22 protein-coding genes are annotated in these 24803 nt (G+C 67.4%); 16 read left to right on the forward strand and 6 right to left on the reverse strand.

What is annotated here, in order from left to right:
• Positions 1-19: 19 nt before the first annotated feature.
• A complete protein-coding gene (locus AC50YM_RS01010) occupies positions 20-805 on the reverse strand; it encodes an IclR family transcriptional regulator (RefSeq protein ID WP_494955151.1) in 786 nt (261 codons plus the stop codon).
• A gap of 196 nt (positions 806-1001) precedes the next feature.
• Between AC50YM_RS01010 and AC50YM_RS01015 the strand changes: the two genes are divergently transcribed.
• The 9 genes from AC50YM_RS01015 to AC50YM_RS01055 all read left to right on the forward strand — a co-directional run bounded on the left by AC50YM_RS01015 (position 1002) and on the right by AC50YM_RS01055 (position 10370).
• Positions 1002-1739, forward strand: a complete 738-nt coding sequence (locus tag AC50YM_RS01015; protein ID WP_494955152.1) for a CoA transferase subunit A — start codon at positions 1002-1004, stop codon at positions 1737-1739.
• Positions 1740-1771: 32 nt separating this feature from the next.
• Positions 1772-2452, forward strand: coding sequence for a CoA transferase subunit B (locus AC50YM_RS01020; protein WP_494955153.1), 681 nt, complete (start codon positions 1772-1774; stop codon positions 2450-2452).
• Positions 2449-3633, forward strand: coding sequence for an acetyl-CoA acetyltransferase (locus tag AC50YM_RS01025; RefSeq protein WP_494955154.1), 1185 nt, complete (start codon positions 2449-2451; stop codon positions 3631-3633). The genes AC50YM_RS01020 and AC50YM_RS01025 overlap by 4 nt, the downstream gene beginning before the upstream one ends.
• Positions 3634-3666: 33 nt before the next feature.
• A complete protein-coding gene (locus AC50YM_RS01030; RefSeq protein ID WP_494955155.1) occupies positions 3667-3843 on the forward strand; it encodes a hypothetical protein in 177 nt (58 codons plus the stop codon).
• A gap of 38 nt (positions 3844-3881) precedes the next feature.
• Positions 3882-4937 carry a zinc-dependent alcohol dehydrogenase family protein gene (locus AC50YM_RS01035; protein ID WP_494955156.1) on the forward strand — a complete coding sequence of 352 codons (1056 nt, stop codon included), beginning with the start codon at positions 3882-3884 and terminating at the stop codon, positions 4935-4937.
• A 180-nt stretch (positions 4938-5117) separates the two neighbouring features.
• Positions 5118-5435, forward strand: a complete 318-nt coding sequence (locus tag AC50YM_RS01040) for an NIPSNAP family protein (RefSeq protein ID WP_494955157.1) — start codon at positions 5118-5120, stop codon at positions 5433-5435.
• Between the two features lie 9 nt (positions 5436-5444).
• Positions 5445-8165, forward strand: a complete 2721-nt coding sequence (locus AC50YM_RS01045) for a PEP/pyruvate-binding domain-containing protein (RefSeq protein ID WP_494955158.1) — start codon at positions 5445-5447, stop codon at positions 8163-8165.
• Positions 8166-8256: 91 nt separating this feature from the next.
• Positions 8257-9372 carry an alpha/beta hydrolase gene (locus tag AC50YM_RS01050; protein WP_494955159.1) on the forward strand — a complete coding sequence of 372 codons (1116 nt, stop codon included), beginning with the start codon at positions 8257-8259 and terminating at the stop codon, positions 9370-9372.
• A gap of 59 nt (positions 9373-9431) precedes the next feature.
• On the forward strand, positions 9432-10370 hold the full coding sequence (locus tag AC50YM_RS01055) for an alpha/beta fold hydrolase (protein ID WP_494955160.1): 939 nt from the start codon (positions 9432-9434) through the stop codon (positions 10368-10370).
• A 24-nt stretch (positions 10371-10394) separates the two neighbouring features.
• On the opposite strand, the gene AC50YM_RS01060 is transcribed toward AC50YM_RS01055, so the two are convergent.
• Positions 10395-10979 (reverse strand): glycosyltransferase family 2 protein, encoded by a 585-nt coding sequence (locus AC50YM_RS01060; RefSeq protein ID WP_494955161.1) that lies wholly within the window; start codon positions 10977-10979, stop codon positions 10395-10397.
• Between the two features lie 158 nt (positions 10980-11137).
• On the opposite strand from AC50YM_RS01060, the gene AC50YM_RS01065 reads away from it, so the two are divergent.
• Entirely contained in the window at positions 11138-11341 is a 204-nt protein-coding gene (locus AC50YM_RS01065) for a cold-shock protein (RefSeq protein ID WP_013599688.1), read from the forward strand.
• Positions 11342-11466: 125 nt separating this feature from the next.
• On the opposite strand, the gene AC50YM_RS01070 is transcribed toward AC50YM_RS01065, so the two are convergent.
• Positions 11467-13443 carry an APC family permease gene (locus AC50YM_RS01070; RefSeq protein ID WP_494955162.1) on the reverse strand — a complete coding sequence of 659 codons (1977 nt, stop codon included), beginning with the start codon at positions 13441-13443 and terminating at the stop codon, positions 11467-11469.
• A 161-nt stretch (positions 13444-13604) separates the two neighbouring features.
• Between AC50YM_RS01070 and AC50YM_RS01075 the strand changes: the two genes are divergently transcribed.
• Both AC50YM_RS01075 and AC50YM_RS01080 read left to right on the forward strand, forming a co-directional pair.
• A complete protein-coding gene (locus AC50YM_RS01075) occupies positions 13605-16304 on the forward strand; it encodes a DUF4118 domain-containing protein (protein WP_494955163.1) in 2700 nt (899 codons plus the stop codon).
• The gene (locus AC50YM_RS01080) at positions 16301-16978 is read left to right on the forward strand and encodes a response regulator (RefSeq protein WP_494955164.1); all 678 of its coding nucleotides are present in this window, start codon (positions 16301-16303) and stop codon (positions 16976-16978) included. The genes AC50YM_RS01075 and AC50YM_RS01080 overlap by 4 nt, the downstream gene beginning before the upstream one ends.
• Positions 16979-17013: 35 nt before the next feature.
• On the opposite strand, the gene AC50YM_RS01085 is transcribed toward AC50YM_RS01080, so the two are convergent.
• Positions 17014-18147, reverse strand: a complete 1134-nt coding sequence (locus AC50YM_RS01085) for an acyl-CoA dehydrogenase family protein (RefSeq protein WP_494955414.1) — start codon at positions 18145-18147, stop codon at positions 17014-17016.
• A gap of 265 nt (positions 18148-18412) precedes the next feature.
• Between AC50YM_RS01085 and AC50YM_RS01090 the strand changes: the two genes are divergently transcribed.
• The 3 genes from AC50YM_RS01090 to AC50YM_RS01100 all read left to right on the forward strand — a co-directional run bounded on the left by AC50YM_RS01090 (position 18413) and on the right by AC50YM_RS01100 (position 21649).
• A complete protein-coding gene (locus AC50YM_RS01090; RefSeq protein ID WP_494955165.1) occupies positions 18413-20173 on the forward strand; it encodes an AMP-binding protein in 1761 nt (586 codons plus the stop codon).
• Positions 20174-20209: 36 nt separating this feature from the next.
• On the forward strand, positions 20210-20716 hold the full coding sequence (locus AC50YM_RS01095) for a MarR family winged helix-turn-helix transcriptional regulator (protein WP_494955166.1): 507 nt from the start codon (positions 20210-20212) through the stop codon (positions 20714-20716).
• A 78-nt stretch (positions 20717-20794) separates the two neighbouring features.
• Entirely contained in the window at positions 20795-21649 is an 855-nt protein-coding gene (locus AC50YM_RS01100; protein ID WP_494955167.1) for a LuxR C-terminal-related transcriptional regulator, read from the forward strand.
• Positions 21650-21792: 143 nt separating this feature from the next.
• Here AC50YM_RS01100 and AC50YM_RS01105 read toward each other — a convergent pair whose 3' ends face one another.
• Positions 21793-23199 carry an MFS transporter gene (locus AC50YM_RS01105; RefSeq protein WP_494955168.1) on the reverse strand — a complete coding sequence of 469 codons (1407 nt, stop codon included), beginning with the start codon at positions 23197-23199 and terminating at the stop codon, positions 21793-21795.
• Positions 23200-23368: 169 nt separating this feature from the next.
• Here AC50YM_RS01105 and AC50YM_RS01110 point away from each other — a divergent pair, with 169 nt between their 5' ends.
• Positions 23369-23797: a DUF1761 domain-containing protein gene (locus tag AC50YM_RS01110; RefSeq protein ID WP_494955169.1), complete on the forward strand. Its 429-nt coding sequence runs from the start codon at positions 23369-23371 to the stop codon at positions 23795-23797.
• A gap of 200 nt (positions 23798-23997) precedes the next feature.
• Here the strand turns inward: AC50YM_RS01110 and AC50YM_RS01115 are convergent, their stop codons facing one another.
• Positions 23998-24777: an enoyl-CoA hydratase gene (locus AC50YM_RS01115; protein WP_494955170.1), complete on the reverse strand. Its 780-nt coding sequence runs from the start codon at positions 24775-24777 to the stop codon at positions 23998-24000.
• Positions 24778-24803: the final 26 nt, after the last annotated feature.

Consider the following 24803-nt stretch of genomic DNA (forward strand, 5'->3'; position numbering starts at 1 on the left):
ACATGCCGGCCCGCCCGGCTCAGGCGCCGGTGGGCGACCGGGTCAGCAGGGACGAGATCCGGTGCGCCTCTTCCATCAGCAGCCGGCCCAGCATTTCCTGCCGCTCACCTTTGAAGCGCGGCTCAATTCCGGTCAGCGACAAGGCCCAGGCGGGGCGGCCGCGCTCGTCGAAGACCGCTGCCCCCATCCCCCAGCTGCCCTCCAGCACCAGCCCGGGGTTGACCGAGTAACCGGTCTGGCGCGTCTTTGCCAGGTTCTCCCGGACAAGGGGCTCGGTGTGCACCGCCGCGAAATGGCCGGAATGCGTAGCCCAGTTCGCCAGCAGTTCCTCCTGCTCCGCTTCCGGGAGGAAGGCCATGATGGCGGTGCCGGCGGAGGCGACACCGAGCGGGAAGCGGACTCCCTCGTGCAGCACGAAGGACCGCACCGGGAAGCTGCCCTCCTCCCGGAGCAGGCACACCGTTTCGGCACCGCGGCGAATGGAGAAGAACGCGCTTTCCCCGGTCTCCTCGGCGAGCCGGCGGAGGCTGGGTCGGGCAATATCCTCGAGGGGGAAGCGCGCTGAAGCCACGGAACCCATCAGCAGGATCTCCGGACCCAGCACCCAGTTGCCGCTGACCGGATCCTGGTCCAGCAGCCCCTCGGAGGCCAGCGAGGAGAGCAGCCGGTGCACGGTGGGACGGGTGAGCCCGGATTCCCGAACGAGTTCCACAAGCGGTGAACCCTCCGGCTTCCGCCCGACGATGCGCAGCAGGGACGCGACGCGGCTGACGACCTGGGCGCCCTGGACCGGCACTGACGTCATGTTTCCTCGCAAACTGGTAGGAATCTCACAAACATCCACATTGTGGACTGTCCTCAGTCTAGCGTCCACACTGTAAAAACGGGAGGTGTGCGGCCAATTTCGACCGTTGACAGCCGCTATTTGGGCCCCGTAGGCTCCAACAGCAGAGGAACAGTCCACAAAGTGGATTGGTTCAACGGCTCAATGAGGAGATGCAATGTCAAAGCTGAAATCCGGAGCGGCCGCCGCCCTGCAGGACGTACTGCGGGACGGCATGACGCTCGCCGTCGGAGGCTTTGGCCTCAGCGGCATCCCTGCTGATCTGATCGAAGCCGTGCGCGACTCCGGCGTCAAAGACCTCACCGTGGTGTCCAACAACATGGGCGTGGACGGCAAGGGCCTCGGCATCCTGATCGAAGCCGGGCAGGTCCGCAAAGTCATCGCCTCCTACGTGGGCGAGAACAAACTCTTCGCCGAGCAGTACCTTGCCGGCAAGCTGGAGGTCGAATTCACCCCGCAGGGGACCCTTGCCGAACGCCTCCGCGCCGGCGGCGCCGGCATTCCGGCGTTCTACACCAAGACCGGCGTCGGCACCCTCGTCGCCGAGGGCAAACCGCTTGCCGAGTTCGACGGCGAGACTTTCGTCCTGGAACGCGCCATCAAGGCGGATGTCGCCCTGGTGCACGCGCACACCGCCGACACCGACGGCAACCTGATCTACCGTTACACCGCCCAGAATTTCAACCCCGTGGTGGCCGCTGCCGGGGCCGTCACGGTCGCTGAAGCTGAAGTGATCGTGGAACCCGGCCAGCTGGACCCGATGCACGTCATCACCCCGGGCGTCTTTGTCCAGCGCCTCGTCCAGGCCGGCGACCGGGTCAAGGACATTGAACAGCGGACGGTCCGTCCCCGCGCCGAGGCTGCGGAAGCCGCCACCGCATCCGTTCCGGCCTGAGCGCCGCCCCTACTTTCTTTAGGAGAATCACCATGGCTTGGACCCGGAACGAAATGGCTGCCATCGCAGCCGAAGAACTCAACGACGGCGACTACGTCAACCTTGGCATCGGCATCCCCACGCTGGTCGCCAACAACCTGCCCGACGGCGTCCGCGTCGTGCTGCAGAGCGAGAACGGCCTGCTCGGCATGGGCCCCTTCCCCTACGAGGGCGAGGAGGACGCTGACCTCATCAACGCCGGCAAGCAGACCGTCACAGTACTGCCCGGCGGCAGCATCTTCGACTCCGCCGCGTCCTTCGGCATGATCCGCGGCGGGCACGTCAAGGTCGCCATCCTGGGCGCCATGCAGGTCGCCGGAAACGGTGACCTCGCCAACTGGACCATCCCGGGCAAGATGGTCAAGGGCATGGGTGGCGCGATGGACCTCGTCGCCGGCACCCCGCGCGTCGTGGTCCTCACTGAGCACAACGCCAAGGACGGCACCGCCAAGATCGTTCGGGAATGCTCGCTGCCGCTCACTGGGCTGAGCTGCGTTGACCGGATCATCAGCGACCTTGCCGTGTTTGACCTTGAAAAAGTCGACGGCGTCCGGCAGCTCACGCTGACCCGCCTCGCCCCGGGCGTGAGCCTGGAAGAGATCCGCGGAAAAACCGAAGCCGAATTCGACGTCTCCCCGTCCCTTGACGCAACCTTTGAGGGAGTAACCGCATGAGCCTGCGCGAACAGTTTGGCAAGGATGTCCTGCTGACCGGCTGGGGCCACAGCCGCTTCGGCAAACTCACGGACGAGACCCTCGAGTCCCTGATCGTCCAGGTCGCCACGGAGGCGATCGGCAATGCAGGCATCGAACCGGGCCAGATTGACGAAATCTACCTCGGCCAGTTCAACTCCGGCATGATGCCGCTGGCGTTCCCGTCCTCACTGGCGCTGCAGGTTTCAGAGCAGCTGGCCAACGTCCCGTCCACCCGGGTCGAGAACGCCTGCGCCTCCGGGTCGGCTGCGTTCCAGCAGGGCACCAAGTCGTTGCTGGCCGGTACCGCGAAGACAGTCCTCGTGATCGGCGCGGAGAAGATGACGCATGCCGGCGCCGACGTCGTGGGAGCCGCACTGCTGGGTGCGGACTACGACATGGCCGGCAGGCCCTCCAGCACCGGCTTCACCGGGCTGTTTGCCGACGTGGCCAAGCATTACGAAAAGCGCTACGGCGCTGTTTCCGACGTGCTGGGCACCATCGCTGCGAAGAACCACCGCAACGGCGTGGACAACCCGTACGCCCAGCTCCGCAAGGACCTCGGCGAGGAGTTCTGCCGGACCGTCTCGGACAAGAACCCGATGGTCGCCGACCCGCTGCGCCGCACCGACTGCTCCCCCGTGTCCGACGGCGCCGCCGCCGTCGTGCTGTCGGCCTCCCCCACAGGCGGTGCCACTGCCCCGGTGCGGCTCGCCGGATTTGGCCAGGCGAACGATTTCTTCCCGGCTGAGCGCCGCGACCCCACCGCTTTCAGCGCCACCCGGGCCTCCTGGCAGCGCGCCCTGGGGATGGCCGGCGTCGGGCTCGAGGAGCTGGACTTCGCCGAGGTGCATGACTGCTTCACCATCGCCGAGCTGCTCATGTACGAGGCCATGGGTCTGACCGAACCGGGCCAGGGGGCGCGCGCTGTGCAGGAAGGCTGGGTCTTCAAGGACGGCAAGCTGCCCATCAACGTCTCGGGCGGGCTCAAGGCCAAGGGCCACCCCGTGGGCGCCACCGGCGTCTCCCAGCACGTCATCGCCGCGATGCAGCTCACCGGCACCGCTGGGGACATGCAGCTGCCCGTGGCCCGCCGCGCGGCCGTGCAGAACATGGGCGGCGTCGGCATCGCCAACTACGTCAGCGTCCTCGAAGCCGTCTAGCCACACCAACGCGGGGTCAGACACGGCCCATTATTGGCATCTTTATGGGCCGGAACTGACCCCGCGTTGCTGGAAGTGGTGCAGGCCGTCGCGCACCGGCTGGAGGGTTTCTCCGTGTCCAAAGGGACCATCCGTTTCACGCCGGACCACCCCGTCCCGCCGGAGACCGTGGCGGAAATCGTCCGGCTCCGCCTCCTTGAGATCCCCTAGACTCGATTCCATCCGCGACCGCAATCCAAGGAGTCCCCATGCGCGCCACGATCATCCACGCCCCCGGTGACATCCGCGTCGAGGACCGCGACTACCCCACCGTCCAGTTGCCCACCGACGTTGTCGTCAAGGTCACCGCGTCCTGCGTCTGCGGCTCGGACCTGTGGCCCTACCGAGGCGTACGGCCCACGCGCAAACCCACCGCGATCGGGCACGAGTTCATCGGGACCGTGGAGAGCATCGGCTCCGGGATCACCAGCCTGGCGGTCGGAGACCTCGTAATCGCCCCGTTCGTGATCAGCTGCGGCGCCTGCCCCCAGTGCCTCAACGGGGTCACTGTGGCCTGCGAGCATCTGGCCGGCTGGGGCGGCAGGGACGACACCGGTCACAAAATCGACGGCGGCCAGGGCCAGGCGGTCCGCGTCCCGCTGGCCGACGCCACCCTGGTCAAGGTCCCCGGGATCAGCGAACCGGATGATGCCCTCCGGAACAGCCTGCTGACGCTGTCCGATGTGATGGCGACAGGGCACCACGCGGCCCTCGCCGCGAAGGCCGGACCGCGCCGGACGGTCGTGGTGGTGGGCGACGGCGCCGTCGGGCTCTGCGGAGTGCTGGCCGCCAAGAGACTCGGCGCGGAACGGATCATCGCGATGTCGCGCCACGCCGACCGGCAGGCGATCGCCCGCGAATTCGGGGCCACCGACATCGTGGAGGAGCGCGGGGACGACGGCGTCGCCCGGGTCCGCGAACTCCTCGGCGGAGTGCTCGCCGATTCCGTGCTCGAGTGCGTCGGGACCCAGGAATCCATGGATCAGGCACTGCACAGCACTCGCCCGGGCGGGGCGCTGGGCTTTGTCGGCGTCCCCACCGGCGGCGGTGGAGTGCCGCTGCGCTACCTCTTTGACACGAACATCTCCATCGGCGGCGGCATGGCCCCCGCACGGACCTACATTCCGGAACTGCTGGCAGACGTGCTCGCCGGTACGATCAATCCGGGCCGCGTCTTCGACGTTGTCATGCCGTTGGAGGAAGCCGCCGAGGCCTACCGCGCCATGGACGAACGCCGCGCTATCAAGGTCCTGCTGACCCCCTGACGGCACGCCCGACGGCGGCGCGCCGGGCACCTGCTCGGGTCCCGGTAACCCCCGGGCACGCGGGCCCGTACCGGCCGTTGTTCGAGCCCCTCCCCTGCCCCTTGTGCCGGCTCTTGTAGTCCCAGATCACGGGGTCTAGCGTGAAGCCCATCAGCATCCGCCGCCTGTCGAGGAGCCGTCATGGCAAGGTTCGTGCAGATCATTGAATTCCAGACCTCACGCATCGAGGAAATTGAAGCACTGGGCCGGCCGTCCAGGACCGAGGGAAGCACGCCGCCGACCTTCCGCCGGATCCTTGCCACCGCGGACCGCGACCGCCCCGGCACGTATCTCACCATTGTCGAATTCGATTCCTACGATTCGGCTATGGAGAATTCCGCGCGGCCCGAGACCTCGGACTACGCGGCACAGATGGCGGCCCTCTGCGATGGGCCGCCGGTGTTCCGCAACCTTGACGTGATGTGGGAGGACGACGGCAGTCCCGCGGATCTTCCGTAGGCGCCGGCTATGGACACTGCACCTTTTGCCGCACCGGCCGACACTCCCGCGGACGAACCCCTGGTGCTGGACCTCAGCGGCGCGAGCGATGCGTCCCTGCCCCTGGTGGGGGGCAAGGCCCTGAATCTGGGCAAACTGATCGCGGCTGGCTTGCCGGTGCCGCCCGGGTTCTGCCTGACCACCGTCGCCTACAAACTGGCAGCACCGCACGGACTGGATGCCCTCGCGGCCGAGCTCGACGCTCTGGGATCCGGGGGTGGCACCGACCCGCTGGCGGCCGGCGCAGCAGCCGGCACGCGGCCGCTGCGCGCGGTTGCCGCGCGGGCCCGGGCCCTGATCGCGGAGGCGCCGATCCCGCACGAGGTGGATGCCGCCGTCCGCGCCGCCTACGCCGGTATGGGCGGAACCCTGCCGGTGGCGGTCCGTTCCTCGGCCACCGCGGAGGACCTGCCCTTCGCCAGCTTCGCCGGCCAGCAGGATTCCTTCCTCGACGTCGTCGGCGCCGATGGCGCCGTCGAGGCGGTCCGGCGCTGCTGGGCGTCCCTGTGGAGCGACCGGGCGGTGGCGTACCGTTCCGCAAACGGGATCAGCAACCGCGAGGTCGGGCTCGCCGTCGTTGTCCAGGCCATGGTCGACGCCGACACGGCCGGGGTGCTGTTCACCGCCAATCCCGTCACCGGGACCCGGACGGAGACTGTCATCAACGCCAGCCCGGGCTCGGGGCAGGCCGTGGTCTCGGGAGCGGTCAACCCGGACCAATTCGTGCTGGAGACGGACTCGGGCCTGGTCAAGCGGCGGACCCCGGGAGGGACCGAGCCCGGACGGAGAACCAGCCTGGACGACCCCCGGCTGCAGGAACTCACGGCGCTCGGGGACACCGTCCAGCGACTCTTCGGGGCACCGCAGGACATCGAGTGGGTGATCGACGCCGGCGGCAGGGTCTGGCTCACCCAATCACGCCCGATCACCACGCTGTATCCGCTCCCCGAGCCAGAGCCCGGCTACGCCGGCGACGCGGCGCCCGCCCGGGTGTACCTGTGCGGCACCCTGCTCCAGGGGCTGACCCGGCCGATCACCCCGATGGGGCTGGCCGTCCTCGAAGTGATGCGCAACGGCAAGGGACCCTGGCGGTACGTCAACCCCGGGCTGCGGATGTTCGTGGACCTGACAGCCGTGGTCCGCAACAAGGCCGGCCGCGGCTACCTGCTGCGCGTGCTTCCGCTGGCCGACGGCAGGTCCGGCGCCGTGCTGCCGGCACTGCTCGAAGACGCGCGGTTCGGCATCGTAAAGCGCCCGTTCCTGCAATCGCTCCGCCGAGCCGGGGCCCAGCGCGGCCGTCCGCTGCCAGCACGACGCACCGGCAGCAGCGAAAATTCAGCCAGCGTTGGTCTCATCCTGCGGGCCATTCCCGCCATGATCCGCTCCGCTGTCCAGCCGGCCGCGGAACTCCGCCGGGCAAAGTCTTTCGGGAAACAGCTCGAATCCACGCTCCATCTGGCCGAGCCTGCCAGCCCCGCCCAGCGGCTGGACCACACCGAACAGATCATGGCCCGGACGGTTAACGGGCTGATCCAGGCCACGCTGCCGGGCCCGTCCGTTGGCTACATCATGCTGGCCGTCGCCCGCAGGCTGCTGCGCGGCATAGCGCCGGCCCGGGAGCTGGAGGCTGTCCTGCGCGGGCTCCCCCACAACATCACGACCGAGATGGACCTGGAACTCTGGCGCCTGGCCGTCTCGATCGGCGACGACCCCGTGTCTCGGGAGCAATTCCTGACGGAACGTCCGGAGGAGTTGTCCGCCGGCTACCTCGCCGGCCAGCTGCCGCCCCAGGCGCAGGCAGGAGTGCGCGGTTTCCTGGCCCGCTACGGCCACCGTGCCGTGGCTGAAATAGATCTCGGCATGCCCCGCTGGTCCGAGCAGCCCGACCACATCCTGGGCATGATCTCCAACTACCTCCGCGTCGAGGATCCGGAGCAGGCACCTGACCGGCAGTTTTCCCGGGCAGCCGAACATGCCGAGGAGCGGATCCGAAGCCTGGTGGACCGAACGCGGGTCCGGAGCCCCCTGCGCGCCCGGGTGCTGGAGCTGAGCCTGCGCCGGGTGCGGCAACTGGCGGGACTGCGCGAACTGCCCAAGTTCTACATCGTGCTGGTGCTCGGCGAAATGCACCGTCAGCTGCTGCGGATCGGGGCACACCTGGCCTCCAGCGGCACCATCGCAGCCGCCGACGACGTGTTCTTCCTCGACTTTGAAGAGGTCCGGGTCGGCCTGCGCGGCGCGGACCTGCACGGTTTCGTCGCGGACCGCCGCCGGCTGTACAACGTTGAACTCCGACGCCGGCACATCCCCCGGGTGCTGCTGTCCGACGGCACCGACGTGGAGGCCGCAATGATGGCCACGGCACCGGCATCCGGCGGACTGACCGGAACACCCGCCTCGGCAGGCACCGCAACGGGACCCGTCCGGGTAATCCTTGACCCGGTGGGCGCCCACCTGGAACCCGGCGAAATCCTGGTGGCCCCCTCAACCGACCCCGGCTGGACCCCGCTGTTCCTGACGGCCGGCGCGCTCGTCATGGAAATGGGCGGAGTGATCTCCCACGGAGCCGTGGTGGCCCGCGAGTACGGCATCCCGGCCGTGGTGGGCGTTCCGGACGCCACCACGCGGCTGCGTACCGGCCAGACGGTCACGGTCGACGGCGCGTCCGGCTCCATCCGCGAGGAGCCGTGATCCGGGACCAGCGCCACAACCGGCGGCCGGGTTCAAGCCAGGCAGGCTGCCCTCACGGTTGTGGCACAGTTGTGCCAGATAGAATCAGTCCATGACCGCACCGGCCCGCCGACCCAGGCGCCCCGAAATGATTTTCCAGTTGTCCCGCCCACGGCCGCCGCACCAGCCCGGCGGGACTTTCACGCTGGCCCGGAGGGCGAGGAGCGTCCTGCGCCGGGTCCCGGTGTGGAGCTGGCGGGTGCTGATGCACTCGGTGAAGGCCAGCGAGAACTCCCGCTTCAACGTCGACCCGATTACCGGCGTGGAGTACTGCCACGACATCGATTTTGTCGGCGACGGCATCCAGGCCCACCGCCTCGACGTCATCACCCCGCGTCCCGCCGGCAACACGGCAGCCGGCACCGCGGTCACCGGCACCGGCCCGGCGGCGGAGTTGCTGCCGGTTTACGTGTACTTCCACGGCGGCGGCTGGACGTCCGGGGACAAGGCCTCGCTGACTAAGTACTGCGCGAGCCAGACCGAGGGCGGCATGGTGGTGGTCAACGTGAACTACCGGACGGCGCCACGATTCCAGATGGCCCATGTCCTGGCAGATGCCAACGCCGCCCTTGCCTGGGTCCAGGAAAATATCGCCGGCTTTGGCGGTGACGGATCACGGATCGTGCTGGGCGGCGACTCCGCCGGGGGCCAAATCGCGGCCCTCCTGACCGCGGCCAGTTTCCGGCCGGAACTGGCCCGGCACCACGGTCTGACGCCGGCGGTGCCGGCGTCAGACTTCAAGGGCCTCGTCCAGCACTGCAGCGTAGTGGACTTCTCCGTCTTCTTCGATAGGGGCTTCGTGCTGAGCCTGAACTTCATCCGCATGCTGCTGCCCGGCCTGCCTGCAGGCGGCAGAGACCGCGGCGTCGGCCGGATCGCTGCGCTCCGCCAGGGGGCCGGTTTCCTCTCGCCGATCGAATGGCTGGATTCCCGCTTCCCGCCGGTCTTGGTGACCACCTCGGAACGGGACTTTTTCTACGCCGCCAACCTAAACTTCATGGCCCGGCTGCGCGAACACTCCGTCCCGGTGGACAGACTCATCTACGACTGGGACAGCCCCAACACCGAACACACCTGGCAGCAGGATTTCCGCTACCCGGAATCGCAGGAAGTGTACCGGCGGCTTCATGCGTTCGTCCGCAAAGTGGCGCCGGCGCCGGCAGCCTAAGCACCGCCACTTGGGCCGGATCCGTCCGGGCCATAGCCCCACGGGGCTATGTTTAGTCCATGGTGTCTGTCGGCAGCAACGCACGGAACAATCCGGAACCTGATGGTTTCGGATCGGCGCTGGTGGATGAAGCCGCCCGCCGGGACGCCGCCCTGGGCGACGTGGACTGGGCGGCCCTGCCCGACGGCGCCGTGCGGGGCAGCTTCGAGGCCCCCAGCGGAACGCTGGCCACCCTCTCCATGGGCACCCCGGGTAACCCCCGGGTGCTCCTCATCCCCGGGGCCACCGGTTCCAAGGAAGACTTTGTCCTGATGCTTCCCGAGCTCGCCGCGGCCGGGTATTTCGTGCTGAGCTGTGACATTGCCGGCCAGTACGAATCTGCCGCGGCCGGCCCGGAAAACCTCGTGCCGCCGCGCACCCACTACGACTACGATTTGTTCACCGATGACCTGATCGCCATGCTCGACGCCGAAGAACGCCCCGCGCACGTCGTCGGATATTCCTTTGCCGCGATCGTCGCCCAGCTGGCTTTCGCCCGTCGCCCGGAAAAGTTCCGCAGCCTCACACTGCTGAGCTGCCCGCCCGAACCCGGCCAGGCTTTCCGGGGAGTCCAGCGCATCGGCCGGTTCAGCAGCTGGGCCAGCCCCCGGGTCGGCGCCGCCCTGATGATCTGGGGCATCCGCATCAACGTCGTGCATGTCCCGCCCAACCGGGTCAGGTTCGTAAGATACCGGTTCCTCTTCACCCGCCGTAAATCCGTGAGTGACATTTTTGGACTGATGCAGCATGCGCCCGACCTGCAGGCGGCCCTGGCCGCCGCGTCGCTGCCGAAGTTCGTCGCCGTCGGCGAACACGACCTCTGGCCGTTGGTGTTGCACCGCCGCTTCGCGCAGTCGATTGGTGCGCGGATCGCGGTCTACCGGGGCGGACACAGTCCGAGTGAGACCTCGCCGCACCAGATGAGCCGGGACTTGATCGCGCTCTACGGGTCTGTCTGACGCGGGTGGTCGAAGGCGGTTGGGCTAACGCGGGTGGTCGCGTTCCCACTGGCGACGGCGGCGGCGTCGCCGGAGCGGTCCCTCTTCCCTAAACTCGACCCGGAATGTCGTCCACGCCATCGACAGCCTCCGGCCGACGGAGCGCAGGGCGAAATTCGAGCCGAACAACGGAGGATGCCCCAGCAGCCAGCCGACGGCCCAGAAATACCCCGGAATGTAGAGGTGCTGGCCCACCCAGCGGCCGAAGCGGGTACCGCCATAGAATTCGCCCGGACCGGACACCGCGGACAATGGGCCGGCCTCCTCCAGAATCCCCGCAACCCGCTCGAGCCAGTCGGCGGGCGGAACGGAGTCCGCGTCCAGCCGGGCAATCAGTTCGCCGCGGGCTTCATCGAAACCGTGCGCCGTGCAGGCGGCGATCCCCGGGAGGTCGACGGCGATCCGCCGGGCGCCCGCGGCGGCGCAAATCCTGGCGGTATCGTCCGTGCTGCCGTTGTCCACGACCACGATTTCGTCGGCCGGACGCATCTGGCGGGCGAGCGCGGCGAGGCAGACGGCGAGCATGTCGGCGTCGTTCCGGGTGGGGATAACCACCGAAATTGTTGCCATCTTGCCCCGCTTCCAGTCCCGTGACACGACGAAATCCCCCCGTTGGCCTCTTGCACGACGGCCCCCGGCCCCGTAGGTTGGGCAACAGCGGACGAATGTCTCCGCAGCCGTTGGCCTCCGGGCCGCCGGAGATCAGCAGCATTTCAGAAGGATATGGCATGGCTACAGGCACAGTTAAATGGTTCAACGCCGAAAAGGGTTTTGGCTTCATTGCCCCGGATGACGGGTCAGCCGACGTTTTCGCCCACTACTCGGCAATCGCCAGCAGCGGCTACCGCTCGCTGGATGAGAACCAGAAGGTAGAGTTCGACGTCACCCAGGGTCCCAAGGGCCCGCAGGCCGAGAACATCCGCCCGCTCTAAGAACTCCGGATAGCAGCACCGGCCAGCCGGCCGCCATGCTTTCCCCAAGACCACAAACGCCCCCCTCGAGGTTTCCTCGGGAGGGGCGTTTGTCGTTGGTGCTGCCCCCTATGTTGCGGCAGCCATCAGCCGACGTGCACCCACGGCCGTTTGGTGACGTCCGGTTCGGCCTCGCGCAGTACCTCGCGGGTCACGGGAGCGATCTCACCCTCACCGAAAGCCAAGAACCGCAGGAGGTTGCTGACGGGATTCCCTTCAGTCCAGCGGAAGTAGATGTGCGGCATCAGGCCCGTCACATCGCGGATGTGAAGGAGGACCGAGGCGATCGTGTTGGGGACGACCGGTCCGTGGACTTCGAGGATCCGGTAGCCGTGCCGGGTGATGCCCCGGACAACTAGTTCCGTTTCAAAGTCCGAGGAGTCGTCCACGACCACTTCAAGGAAGAGTGCGCGGTAGTCCAGGGGCAAGTGGCTGACCTCCGTCGCGGACTCCAGTTTCTGCCGGTAGGCCTCGGAGCTCATGCGGAGCGGCTCATGCGCGATGATCCGGATCGGACCGTCCAGGTCGTCAGACATGAATTCCAGCGCCGCGCCGTCCAGATGCACGCGGGTGGCGTGCAGCTCAAAGGAACGCCCAACCCGCGACAACAGGGAGATCACAATGATTCCCAGGATGAACACCGACGCGATCCGGATGCCTTCAGGCCGTTCGATGATGTTCGCGACTGTGGTGTAAATAAATACAACGGCAATAACGCCGAACCCGACCGCGCGTTTGCGCTGCCGCTGACGTCGGGCCGAGAGGGTCACAGCCACCGCCGCCGACGTCATCAGCACCAGCACACCGGTTGCATAGGCGCCGCCCTGCGCGTCGACGTCTGCGTCGAACAGCCAGGTGACCAGGAACCCGACCAGGGTGAAAACAAGCACCAGCGGCCGGACAGCCCGCGCCCAGCCCGGGGCCATGCCGTAGCGGGGCAGGTACCGGGGTACCAGGTTCAGCAGCCCGGCCATGGCGGAGGCCCCGGCGAACCAGAGAATCGCGATGGTGCTGATGTCATAGACCGTGCCGAACCCCACGCCCAGGAGTTCGTGGGCCAGGAACGCCAGCGCACGCCCGTTCGCCTGTCCACCAGGCTGGAATTCCTGCTCCGGGATGAGCACCACGGTCGTGAAGCTGCTGACGATCAGGAAGCTGCTCATAATGACCGCGGCGGTCGTCAGGAGCCTGCGGGTGCCCGCGATGCGGCCCGCGGGATTGTCCTCGGTGTCGCTGGCGTGTCCGCGGATCTGAGGCATGACGGCCACCCCCGTCTCGAACCCGGACAGACCCAGTGCCAGCTTGGGGAAGACGAGCAGGGCAAAGCCGACAGCCAACAGCGGGTTTCCGTGCGAGGTGGAGATCGCCTGCCACCAGTTGTCCACGGCGAAGGGGTGCGTGAACACATCAAAGACCGACGCGGACAGCACCACCAGGTTCAGGCCCAGATAGACGGCGACGAGGACGACGGCGACACCGATGGCCTCTTTGAAACCGCGGAGGAAAACAGCACCCAGCAGCGCCAGGAGGAAGATCGTGATCAACACGTTTTGTCCCTGCAACCAGCCCGGGGCTATCGGATTCTGGATCAGGTGCGCCGTGGCGTCAGCCGCCGACAGCGTCATGGTGATCATGAAGTCCGTTGCCGCGAAGCCCAGCAGGACCAGGACGAACAGCTTCCCGCCCCATCGCGGCATGAGCCGCTCGAGCATCGCGATGGAGCCCTCGCCCCGGTGGCTCTCGCCTGCCACGCGCCGGTAAACGGGCAGGGCACCCAGCAGCGTGATGAGAATTAGCACGAGGGTCGCGAGCGGCGAGATCACGCCTGCGGCGAGCGCGGCGATCGCGGGCTGATACCCCAGCGTGGAGAAATAGTCGACGCCGGTCAGGCACATCACCTGCCACCAGGAGTGTTTTTTCTCGTGGGCCGTGGGCACACCGCCCGGGCCCTGGTGGCTTCCCTTGCTGTCCTGCAGCCCGAACAACAGCCAGTTCCGCACAGTTGTCTTGGCTCTGGGCCCCGGAGCCGATGGGTCTGCCGGTGGCCTGCTCAGCGTGGTCATGTCTTCCTTCCCTCGCGGCGCGGTCTCAGAGGGCGGTGCGCAGCTCCCAGTTGCGAAACTAGCAGCGCCGGCCCGCAGCGCCCCTGCCCAGACGGGGATCTTGACGAATCCTTGACGGAGGGCTGCCCACCCGACGCTGCATGAAATGGAAGAATGGCCCCATGGCACGTGGAACGCTGCGGATCTTCCTGGGGTCAGCACCTGGCGTCGGCAAAACCTACGCGATGCTCCGGGAGGGGCACCGGCTGAGCGACGGCGGCGAGGACGTCGTCGTCGCGTTCGCCCGGGACCGGGGCCGCCGCGACACCCGGGCCCTGTTGGAAGGGCTCGAGCTGATCCCGGCCAGGCGGGTCCCGTACCAAGGGCTCCACCTCGAAGAGCTGGACCTGGACGCGGTAATTCGCCGCAGCCCTTTTCTGGCCATCGTCGATGATTACGCCCACGCCAATCCGCCGGACAGCCGGAACGCCCACCGGTGGCAGGACGTTGACGAAATGCTGGACAGCGGCATCAACGTCCTGTCCACCCTTGACATCCAGCACCTCGCATCTCTCAGCGATGTTGTCAGCGCCATCACCGGCGTCCGGCCGACGGAGACGGTGCCTGATGAAATTGCCCGGCGGGCCGGGCAAATTCAGCTGGTGGATGTCTCCCCCGGAATCCTGCGGCAGCGCGTCGCCGACGGCAACATCGTTGCTGCTGACAGGGTCGACGCTGCGCTCGCCAATTTCTACCGGCCGGGCAACCTGGCAGCCCTACGCGAGTTGGCCTTGCTCTGGCTGGCGGACCGGGTGGACGAGGGACTCGCAAGGTATCGGACGGGGAACGGCATCGAGGCCAGCTGGCCGGCCCGCGAGCGGATCGTCGTCGGGTTGCCCGGCGGCCCCGAAGGTGCGACCCTGATCCGCCGCGGCGCGCGCATCCTCAACCGCGTCAACGGCGGCGACCTGCTGGCAGTGCACGTTCGCGCTGCGGATACTGCGGCCACGGAATCGCCGCAGGAACTCGAGGCGCAGCGGCGCCTGGTCCAGGACCTTGGCGGCAGCTATCACCTCGTGGCCGGGGAAGATCCGGCCGCCGCGCTGTTGGACTTCGCCCGCAGCACCAACGCCACCCAGATCGTCGTCGGAATCCCACGCAGCGGCCGGCTGGCCGGATTACTCGCAGGCCTTCGCGGCGGCAGCACCGGCGCCAGGGTGGTCCGGGCCGCCGGTGCCATCGACGTTCACTTCGTGTCCCAGCCCACTGAGGGCGGAAGCCCGGGCGTGCCCAGGCGGGATCTGGGCCGCGCCCGCGTCACGACAGGTTTTGTGATGGCCGTCCTCCTGCCCGCCCTGCTGCAGCTCTTACTCACTGGGAATCCGGACAAGAATCTGGCGACAACCGTCCTGGTCCAACTCACCGGCTCCATCGCCGTGGCTCTGGTCGGCGGACTGTGGCCTGCGATCCTCGCCGCGCTGTGGAGCAGCCTGCTGGTGAACTACTTCTCCACCCCGCCGGTGGGCAACCTGACCATCAGCGATTCCCAAAACGTGCTTGCCCTGCTGGTGTTTGTCGGAGTGTCCGCCGCCGTCGCCACCGTGGTTGACCTCTCCGCACGGCGTTCCAAGGAAGCAGCCCTCGCGAGGGCGGAGGCGGCCACGCTGGCGGACCTCTCGCGCGGGGCGGCCGGTTCGGAGGACACGGTGGCGGGATTGCTGGAGCAGGCCCTGGACGTCTTCCAGGTCCGGGGCGCGGCCATGCTCGGCCGGCAGGACGACGACGCCTTCCGGGCGGGCACCGGGGACAGCGCACCCGCGGATGACGGCTGGCGGATTATCGCCAGCGCCGGCGACGTTCCGGACATCATTTCCGGGGGCGCCGGTGACAACCCCGGCACCGCAGGGATCCGCGGTGACAACGTGGAACGGATCGATGCCACCACCTGCCTGGTCCTGTCCGGTCGGGTGCTGCCGGCCAGTGACCGGCGCCTGCTCGGCGCGTTTGCTGTCCATCTGGTAGCCCAGCTTGAGCGTCAGCAACTCCTTGCCAGTCGATCTGAAGTCCTCAAGCTGGCTGAAAGCAACACGATGCGGACTTCGATCCTCCGCGCCGTCTCGCACGATCTCCGCACTCCGCTGGCCGGGATCAAACTCGCAGTCGGGGGCCTCCGCCAGACGGGCGTCCACTACACCCCGGCGGAGGAGCAGGAACTGCTGGCCACTATCGAGGACTGCTCGGACCGGCTCGAAGTGCTGGTGGGAAACCTTCTGGACATGTCCCGGCTTACGTCCGACTCAATCAAGCCGCTGCTGCGGCCGGTGCGGTGGTACGAGGTTGTTCCCGCCGGGCTGCACGGGATCGCTCCCGGCCGGGTGCACGTCGAACTCCCAGCCAACATGCCCGAGATCGAGGCGGATGCGGGGATGCTCGAACGCGTCATTGCCAACATCGTGGAGAACGCCGTCAAATACGCCCCGGACTCCGACATTGTCCTGGCCGGTTCGGCAGGCGGCCTAGGTCCCGCGGCTTTGGGCGGCCGTCCCGCCGGTGAACTGCGCATTATTGACCACGGAACCGGCATCCCGGCGAATCGGGTAGTGGACATGTTCCGCCCCTTCCAGCGCCTCGACGATGCCGCGCAGGCAACCGGAGTCGGGCTCGGCCTCGCCGTGGCGAAGGGATTCACCGAGGCGATGGGCGGCAGGCTGGTTGCCGAAGCGACGCCGGGCGGCGGCCTGACCATGGTGATCACCCTTCCTCTGTCCGCTGGTATCCCGTTCCAGGCGGATCGGGACCAAGCGCCGCTGGAGCCGCAGTCAGCGGTCGTCGGCCGCCGCCATGCACCGCCGCTCCTCGCGTCGGGAACGGACCCGGCATGACCACCGCCGTACTGGTAGTCGACGACGACGCCTACCTCCTTCGAGCCCTACGGATCACGCTGCAAGCCCACGGCTACGACGTCAGCACGGCCGCGGACGGGCGTTCCGCGCTGCTCGCTGCTCAACGGCAGCCGCCGGCCCTCGTGATCCTGGACCTGGGACTTCCCGACCTGGAAGGCTCGGAGGTGATCCGAAAGCTCCGCGGCTGGAGCGCAGTGCCCGTTCTGGTCCTGTCCGCCCGACATGGCTCCGAGGACAAGGTGGAAGCGCTCGACGCCGGCGCCGACGACTACATCACCAAGCCGTTCGGGCTGGACGAACTCCTGGCCCGACTGCGCGCCCTTCTGCGCCGCAGTACCCCGGCGGAACAGTCGGCGCTGGTCACTACCGACGCGTTCACCGTCGACCTGGGCAAACGCCGCGTTCTCCGTGACGGCCTGGACATCCGGCTGACTCCGACCGAATGGAAAATGCTGGAGGTTCTGGTACGGAATCCGGAAAGACTCGTCACCCAGCAGCAGCTCCTGTCGGAGGTGTGGGGGCCGGCCTACGCCAAAGAAACCAACTATTTGCGGGTCTACATGGCCCAACTCCGGCGCAAGCTGGAGCCTGAGGCCGCAACTCCCCGCCACCTGATCACCGAGGCGGGCATCGGCTACCGGTTCATGCCCTGATTAGGCCTGCGGAACCTGAAGCACAGCGGCGGTCCCTACACGAAAGCGGACTTACCGGTCACGGCCCGGGCCACGATCAGCGAGTTGATCTCGTAGCTGCCCTCGTAGGTGTAGAGGATTTCGGCGTCGCCAAACAGCTTGCCCATCTCGTAGTCACTGCTGATCCCGTTGCCGCCCAGCAGCGAGCGCCCCATCGCCACGGACGCCCGGGCCAGCCTGGTGGTGGTGGACTTGGCCATCGCGGACTGGACCATCTCAAGTTTGCCGTCCTCCTGGATCCTGGCCAGCTGCGCCATCAGCGACAGCGAGGCGGACGCGTTGCCCAGGATCTCGGCCAGTTGCTGCTGGACCAGCTGGAAGCGCGCCAGCTCCTTGCCGAATTGCTTCCGCTTCAGCGCGTAGGACCGCGCGACGTCGAACGCGGCCAGCTGGATGCCGGCGGCCTGCCAGCCTACCCAGGCACGGGAATCCCGCAGCAGCTCGTTGGCCCTGGAAAAGTCAGTGGCGCCCGGGAGCAGGTTCGCCGCCGGGATGCGGACCTCATCGAGCACGATATCCGCGTTCTGCATGATCCGCAGCCCGATCTTGTTCGCGATCTTTGTGGCGGTGTAGCCGGGGCGGTCCGTCTCCACGATGAAGCCCTTGATCTGCTGGTCGGCGACGTCGCGCGCCCAGACCAGGGCAAAGTCTGCGATGGTGCCGGCGCCGATCCAGCGTTTGGCGCCGTTGATCACCCATTCGTCCCCCATGCGCCGCGCCGTGGTGGCCAGCCCGCCGGCGATGTCCGAGCCGTGATCCGGCTCGGTCAGGGCGAAGGCGCCGATCTGCGTCAGGGCGGTGAGCCCCGGCAGCCAGCGCGCCTTCTGCTCTTCGGAGCCCAGCAGGTCGATCATGCCAACGATCAGCTCGTTATGGATCCCCACGAGAGCAGAGAGGGACACATCGGCGCGGGCCACCTCGACATACATCAGGCCCTTGAACAGCTTCGAAGTGCCGTCCGTCTGCAGTCCGCCGAGGCCGTATTTTCCCAGCTCGGCGAGCAGCCCGAAGGGGAATTCCTCGCGGTTCCAGTAGTCGATCGAGGCTGCCCGGATCCGGGACTGGAGGAAGTCACGGATTTCCAGGTAGCGGGACCGTTCTGCGGGGGGCAACAGGTCCACGATGTACATCAGATCGGCGTCCGGGAAGGGCGGCGCCGCCGCGCACTCCAGCGCTGTTTCTTCCTGAGTGACCCTCGGTCCGCTGGCACGTCCTTGTGGCTGCACGGGCTTGTATCCCTTCGTGGTGATCGAGTCATGAACCGGGTCGGCTCTTCCAAACCCTTGGATGTCCTAGTATATTGCACAGTGATGGGGATCACTGGAAAACCAGTGACCCCGGGCAACGGCGCCGGGCCTGCAGCGGCTGCGCCGCCAGACTTTCGAAAGGTGCACCATGACCGTCACTGAAGAATTCCGCGCAGCACGCGACCGTATGCTTGAGCTCCGCCTGGATTACGAGGCGGCCCGCAGCGACTTCCAGTGGCCTCGCTTTGAACACTTCAACTTCGCCCTTGACTGGTTCGACCAGATCGCGGCGGACCCGGCCAAGGCCAACAATCCGGCGCTCGTGATCGTCGAACAGGACGGCTCTGCCACCCGGCGCAGCTTCGCTGACCTTTCCCGCCGCTCCGCCCAGGTGGCGAACTGGCTGCGCGGCCAGGGCGTTCGGCGCGGGGACCGGATGATCATCATGCTCGGCAACCAGGTCGAGCTCTGGGAACTGATGCTCGCCGGGATCAAGCTGGGCATCGTTATGATCCCGACCACGACCCTGATGGGCCCGGCGGACCTCAAGGACCGGGTGGAACGCGGCGGGGCGAACTGGGCCGCCGTCGGAAGCGCCAACATCGCGAAGTTCGACGACGTCCCGGGCGACTACGCGCTGATCGAAATCGGCGAGAGCGCCGAAAGCGGCACCGGCGAAGGCGGCACCGGCAGAGCTGCCCGGCAGTACACCGAATCCGCCGGCGCGGGGGAAGACTTCACCCCTGACGCGCCGACCCTGGCCGACGAAACGCTGCTGCTGTACTTCACCTCGGGCACCACTTCCAAAGCCAAGCTGGTTGAGCACACGCACACCTCCTACCCGGTGGGCCACCTGTCCACCATGTTCTGGATCGGGATGGAACCCGGCGATGTGCACCTCAACGTGGCATCACCCGGCTGGGCAAAACACGCCTGGTCCAACGTGTTCACGCCCTGGATCGCCGAAGCCTGCGTCTTTATCTACAACTACGAGCGATTCGACGCCAAGGCCCTGATGGAGCAGATGGACCGCGAGTCCGTGACCAGTTTCTGCGCCCCTCCCACAGTCTGGCGGATGCTTATCCAGGCCGACCTGACCCTGTTGAAGAACCCGCCCACCAAGGTGGTGTCCGCCGGCGAACCGCTCAACGCCGAAGTGATCGACCAGGTCCAGCGCGCCTGGGGGCAGACCATCCGCGACGGTTTCGGCCAGACCGAATCCACCGTGCAGATCGCGAACACCCCCGGCCAGCCGATCAAGATCGGCGCCATGGGCAAACCGCTGCCCGGTTACGACGTCGTCCTGGTGGACCCGGCGACCGGTGCGGAGGGCGACGACGGCGAGCTTTGCCTGCGCCTGGACCCCCGGCCCGTCGGGCTGATGAAGGCGTACTACGGGGATCCCGAAAAGACAGCCGAGGCATTCCGGGACGGCTATTACCACACGGGCGACATGGCCAGCCGGGACGAGCGCGGCATCATCACGTACGTTGGCCGCGGCGACGACGTCTTCAAATCCTCGGATTACCGGTTGTCGCCGTTCGAGCTGGAAAGCGTGCTGATCGAGCACCCGGCGGTGGCCGAGGCCGCCGTCGTACCCTCCCCCGACCCGCTCAAGCTCTCGGTACCCAAGGCCTTTGTGGTCCTGGCCGCCGGGCACGAGCCCGGCCCGGAACTAGCCGAGGATATCCTGCGTTACTGCCGCGACCATCTGGCCCCGTTCAAGCGGATCCGCCGGCTGGAATTCGCCGAGCTGCCCAAAACCATCTCTGGCAAGATCCGGCGCGTGGAGCTGCGGCACAGCGAGGAAGTGCGCCACGGCGGCGGGGCGGTCCCGGCCGGGCTCGGCACTGAGTACTCCGAGTCCGACTTCCCCGGGCTGAAGAGCGCGGCCGAAAAGCTAGGCTGAATACCATGACATTGAAAGCAATACGCGGGAGGTGCCGTGGCATCGCCGCTGCCGCGTGATCCGATCGCCGACGCCCGGGCAAACTGGGAGCGCCACGGCTGGTCCGACGTTGCGGCGCCGATGGCTGCCATCACGGCCATCATGCGCACCCAGCAGATCCTCCTGTCCCGGATCGAGGGGGTCCTGAAGCCGTTCGGGCTGACGTTTGCCCGGTACGAACTGCTCGCCCTGCTCAGCTTCGCCCGCAGCGGCGCCCTGCCCATGAACAAGGCAAGCGCGCTGCTGCAGGTCCACCCCACCTCGGTGACCAACGCCGTCGACCGGCTCCAGGGTGCGGGGCTGGTCATCCGCTCGGCGCATCCGACCGACGGGCGCACCACCCTGATTGAACTCACCACAGAGGGACGGACGCTGGCCAAGCGCGCGACGGCGGCACTCAACGCCGAGGTGTTTGCCCGGTCCGGCTTCGCGGAACAGGACGTCGACCAGCTGATCGGAATCCTGGGCACCTTCCGCCGCAACGCCGGCGACTTCAGCGAGTGACCCCAGGCCCCAACGCTTGACCAAGATTGACGGCCCGACACAATGCGGTGACGGGCTTCCGGCACCAGGAGACGACTCATGCAGCCGAACGCCTATTCCCGCCCGGATGACCGGGAGCTGCTGCGGGCCTCCCTCCGCCTGCTCTCCGGCCGGTTCCGCCCCGCCGTGCTCTTCGCCGGACTGGCCAGCGGCGAGCTGCTGCAGCTGACGGATTTCCTTGGCACCGCCACGTCCAGCCTGCACCAGGTCGTCGTCGTTCCCGGCGCGGGCCTCGGCGGCCGGGTGTTTACCCAACAGCGGCCCTTCCTCGTGGAGGACTACGTCGCCTCAGAGGGCATCACCCATGAATACGACCTCGCTGTCAGCCGGGAGCGGCTGACCTCGATGGCGGCCGTCCCCGTCGTGGTCCGGGGCCAGGCGCGGGCGGTGCTGTATATCGCGAGCCGCGACAGCGCGCCGCTGGGGGAAAACGCTGTGAGCGAGGCGATGGAGGCGGCCTTCGAGATTGCCGCGGAGCTCCGGATCCGGGACGAGGTGGACCGCCGGGTCTCGATCATCGACGCTGCCAAGTCCGTGCCTTCCCTGGCCCTGGACCGGGGTTGGCTGGAGCACGTCAGGGAAGCTCATGCCGAGCTGAGGTCCCTGGCCGGCACGGTCTCCGATCCCCAGCTGGCGCGGCAGCTGGATCTCATCGGCAGCCACCTGGCGCCGCCGTCGGCCGACGCAGTCCATCCGACCGCGCGGCTGGCCCGCCGGGAGCTTGACGTGCTGGCGCAGGTGGCGCTTGGCTGCTCGTACCAGGAAACCGCGGAACGGCTGGGACTGAAAGCGGTAACCGTCAAGAGCTACCTGCAAAACGCGATGGGCAAGTTGTCCGTGCACAACCGGCTCGAGGCCGTATCCGCGGCACGCCGGCTGGGCCTGATCCCGTAGGGCGGGGCCGCCTGTGGAGCGGGGCCGCCGGGTTTCGCCTGATCCCGTAGAGCGGGGCCGCCGGTTTGGCCGGCAACCCCGCTCCGGCTAAGCGGATCGGCCAAGTCAGGTCAGGGTTGGCAGACCGGCCTCAGCTCAGATCCCTAGGGCAGCGACATTGGATTGGCGACAGCTGCGCCGGCCGCGTACTCCGGCGCAGGGACCGGGCCGTCTTCCAGGCCCTGCTTTTCGCGGTTGGGCAGCGCCAGGGTGCAGAGCACACTGAACACGCCGATCCCGGCAAGCAGCAGCCCGATGGACCACGCCCCGGATGTACCGGCCAGCTGGGCCGCCACGAGCGGAACAATGCCTCCGCCGACGACGCCGGCGAGGTTGTAGCCCATCCCGGCGCCGGTGTAGCGGTACCGGGTTTCGAAGAGCTCCGGAAGCAGCGCCCCGGCAGGGCCGTACGCGATGGCGAAGATCACCAGGGTAACGGTGAGGCCAAGGCCGAAGGCGAAAACCGTGTTGGCGCTGAGGATCGGGAACAGCATGAGGGACCACGGCACGGCAAGGACGCACGAGGTCGCAATGACCTTCTTGCGGCCGAAGCGGTCCGAGAGGACACCGGAGGCCAGGGTGGCGGCGGCGACAAACAGTGACGCGACCATGCCGGTGCTCAGCACCTCCACGCGGCTCAGCTGCATGCCGGTGGGGCTCGTGGCGTAGCTCGTGAGGTAGGCGGTGCCGATGTAGAAGAAGGCGAACAGCAGCGTCAGGGAGCCGCCGGCGAGGAGGATTTCGCGGGGCTGGCGTTTGATGGACTCAAGGATTGGCAGCTTGGTGGCGGTGGTGGCGGTGGTGGCGGTGACCGTGGCAGCGTTTTTGAAGACCGGGGTTTCCTCGATGCTCAGCCGCACCCAGAGGCCCACGAGGACCAGCACCGCGCTGAGAATGAAGGGCACCCGCCAGCCGATCGTGATGAAGGCCTCGGACTTGTCCCCCAGCGTCAGGTTGGTGATGAGGAAAGTGCCGCTGGCCAGGGCGAAGGCAACGGACGGGCCGAGCTGCGGGAAGGAGCCGAACAGCCCGCGCTTTCCCTTGGGGGCGTATTCGGCCACGAGGAGGGTGGCGCCGGCCCATTCACCGCCGACGGCGAGGCCCTGCACGAAACGGAGCACCACCAGCAGGATGGGGGCGGCCACGCCGATGGTGCTGGCGTCCGGAATGAGGCCGATCATCACCGTGGCGATGCCCATCATCAACAGCGTCGTGATGAGTGTTTTCTTCCGGCCGATCCGGTCTCCGAAGTGGCCGAAGATGATGGCGCCGACGGGACGGGCGAAGAAGGCGACGGCGAAGGTGCCGAACGAGGCGATGGTGCCGGCCGCGGCGCCGAGCGCCGGGAAGAAGACGACCGGGAAGACCAGGGCGGCGGCGGTGCCGTAGATAAAGAAGTCGTAGAACTCGATGGTGGTTCCGGCGGCGCTCGCGAAGGCCACCTTCCGCAGGGTCTTGCGGCTGGGCGGCGCTTGCAGCCCGGCCGGCGAAGTCGGTGAAACTGAAGTCATGGCAATCTCCTTTGATGTCAGCCACGATGCACGGCTTGTGACTTAGCTCACCGTAGCCAAAAGCGTGGACATCCAACTACCTCCTAAAAGAGGTAGTGGCCAGCCGGGGACCGCCCGGAAGGTCCCCTAGACTTCGTGGAGAACCATCCCTGCACTTGAGGAGAACGCCATGATTCCGGAAATCAACATCTGGGCGGTACTGCTGGCCACGCTCTCCAGCATGGTCGTCGGGTCGGTCTGGTACACGCCGAAGGTGTTCGGCAACTACTGGATGCGCGTCGCCAAGGTCAGCCCGGGCGGGGACGCCAAGGACGCCGTCAAGCCGATCCTGGTCACCCTGGTGGTCAGCTTCATCAGCGCCTGGGTGCTCGCCGGGTCAGCGGCTATCTCACAGCACTTTTATGGCGGCAATTTCCTGGTCAACACCCTGGTCACCGCCTTGATCCTGTGGGCCGGGTTCACCGCGGCCCGGTTCATCACGCACGACGCATTTGAGGGCCGCCCGGCCGGGTTGACGGTACTGAACTGCGCCCACGAACTCGTGACCCTGATGGTCATGGCCCTGATCATCGGACTGTTCGGGATCAGCGCGGCCTGACGCTGCCGGACGGCTCCGGCGCGGCGTATTATGCACGGATTGACGCTGCGGCTACGGCCCCGCGACGCGCAAAAGCCCTGCCGCTACCGGAATTGGCAGCGACAGGGCTTTTTCGCGTCTTAGAGCAGTCGGCGCTCCACAAAGCTGTTGGCGCATCGCCGCATGGCTCACGCGTCACGTGATGGACCCGCGGCGAGCGGTCAGCGGTGCGTGAAGTCCGGCTTGCGCTTCTCGGAGAAGGCCGCCATGCCTTCCTTCTGGTCGTCGGTGGCGAACAGCGAGTGGAAGACGCGCCGCTCGAACAGCACTCCCTGGGCCAGCCCGGTCTCGAACGCGGCGTTGACGGCTTCCTTGGCCACCATCGCCACCGGCTTGGACTTGGAGGCGATCACTTCGGCGGCCTTGAGAGCCTCCGCAACCACGTCCGCGGCCGGGACCACACGGGAGACGAGGCCGGCGCGTTCGGCTTCCTCTGCGTCCATAAAGCGCCCGGTCAGGATCATGTCCATCGCCTTGGATTTGCCGACGGCGCGGGTGAGGCGCTGGGAGCCGCCCATTCCGGGCAGCACGCCCAAATTAATTTCCGGCTGGCCGAACTTGGCGTTGTCCCCGGCAATGATGAAGTCGCACATCATGGCGAGCTCACAGCCGCCGCCCAGCGCGAACCCTGACACGGCAGCGACGACCGGAATCCGCAGCCTGGTGAAGTCTTCCCAGCCCCGGAACCAGTCCGCGGCGTACATGTCCATGTAGCCCTTGGACTGCATCTCCTTGATGTCGGCGCCGGCGGCGAAGGCCTTGGCGGAGCCGGTCAGCACCACCGCCCCCACCTCGGGATCGGTATCCATGGCCGAGACCGCGGCCACGAGTTCGTCCATGGTGGCCTTGTTGAGGGCGTTCAGCGCCTCGGGCCGGTTGAGCGTCACGAGGCCCACCCGGCCGCGCCGCTCCACCAGAATGTTTGTGTATTGCCCTGTCATGCCTGTCCCCTCGGCTGCTGTTCAGC

It is taken from the genome of Pseudarthrobacter sp. RHLT1-30-1 (assembly GCF_059383415.1).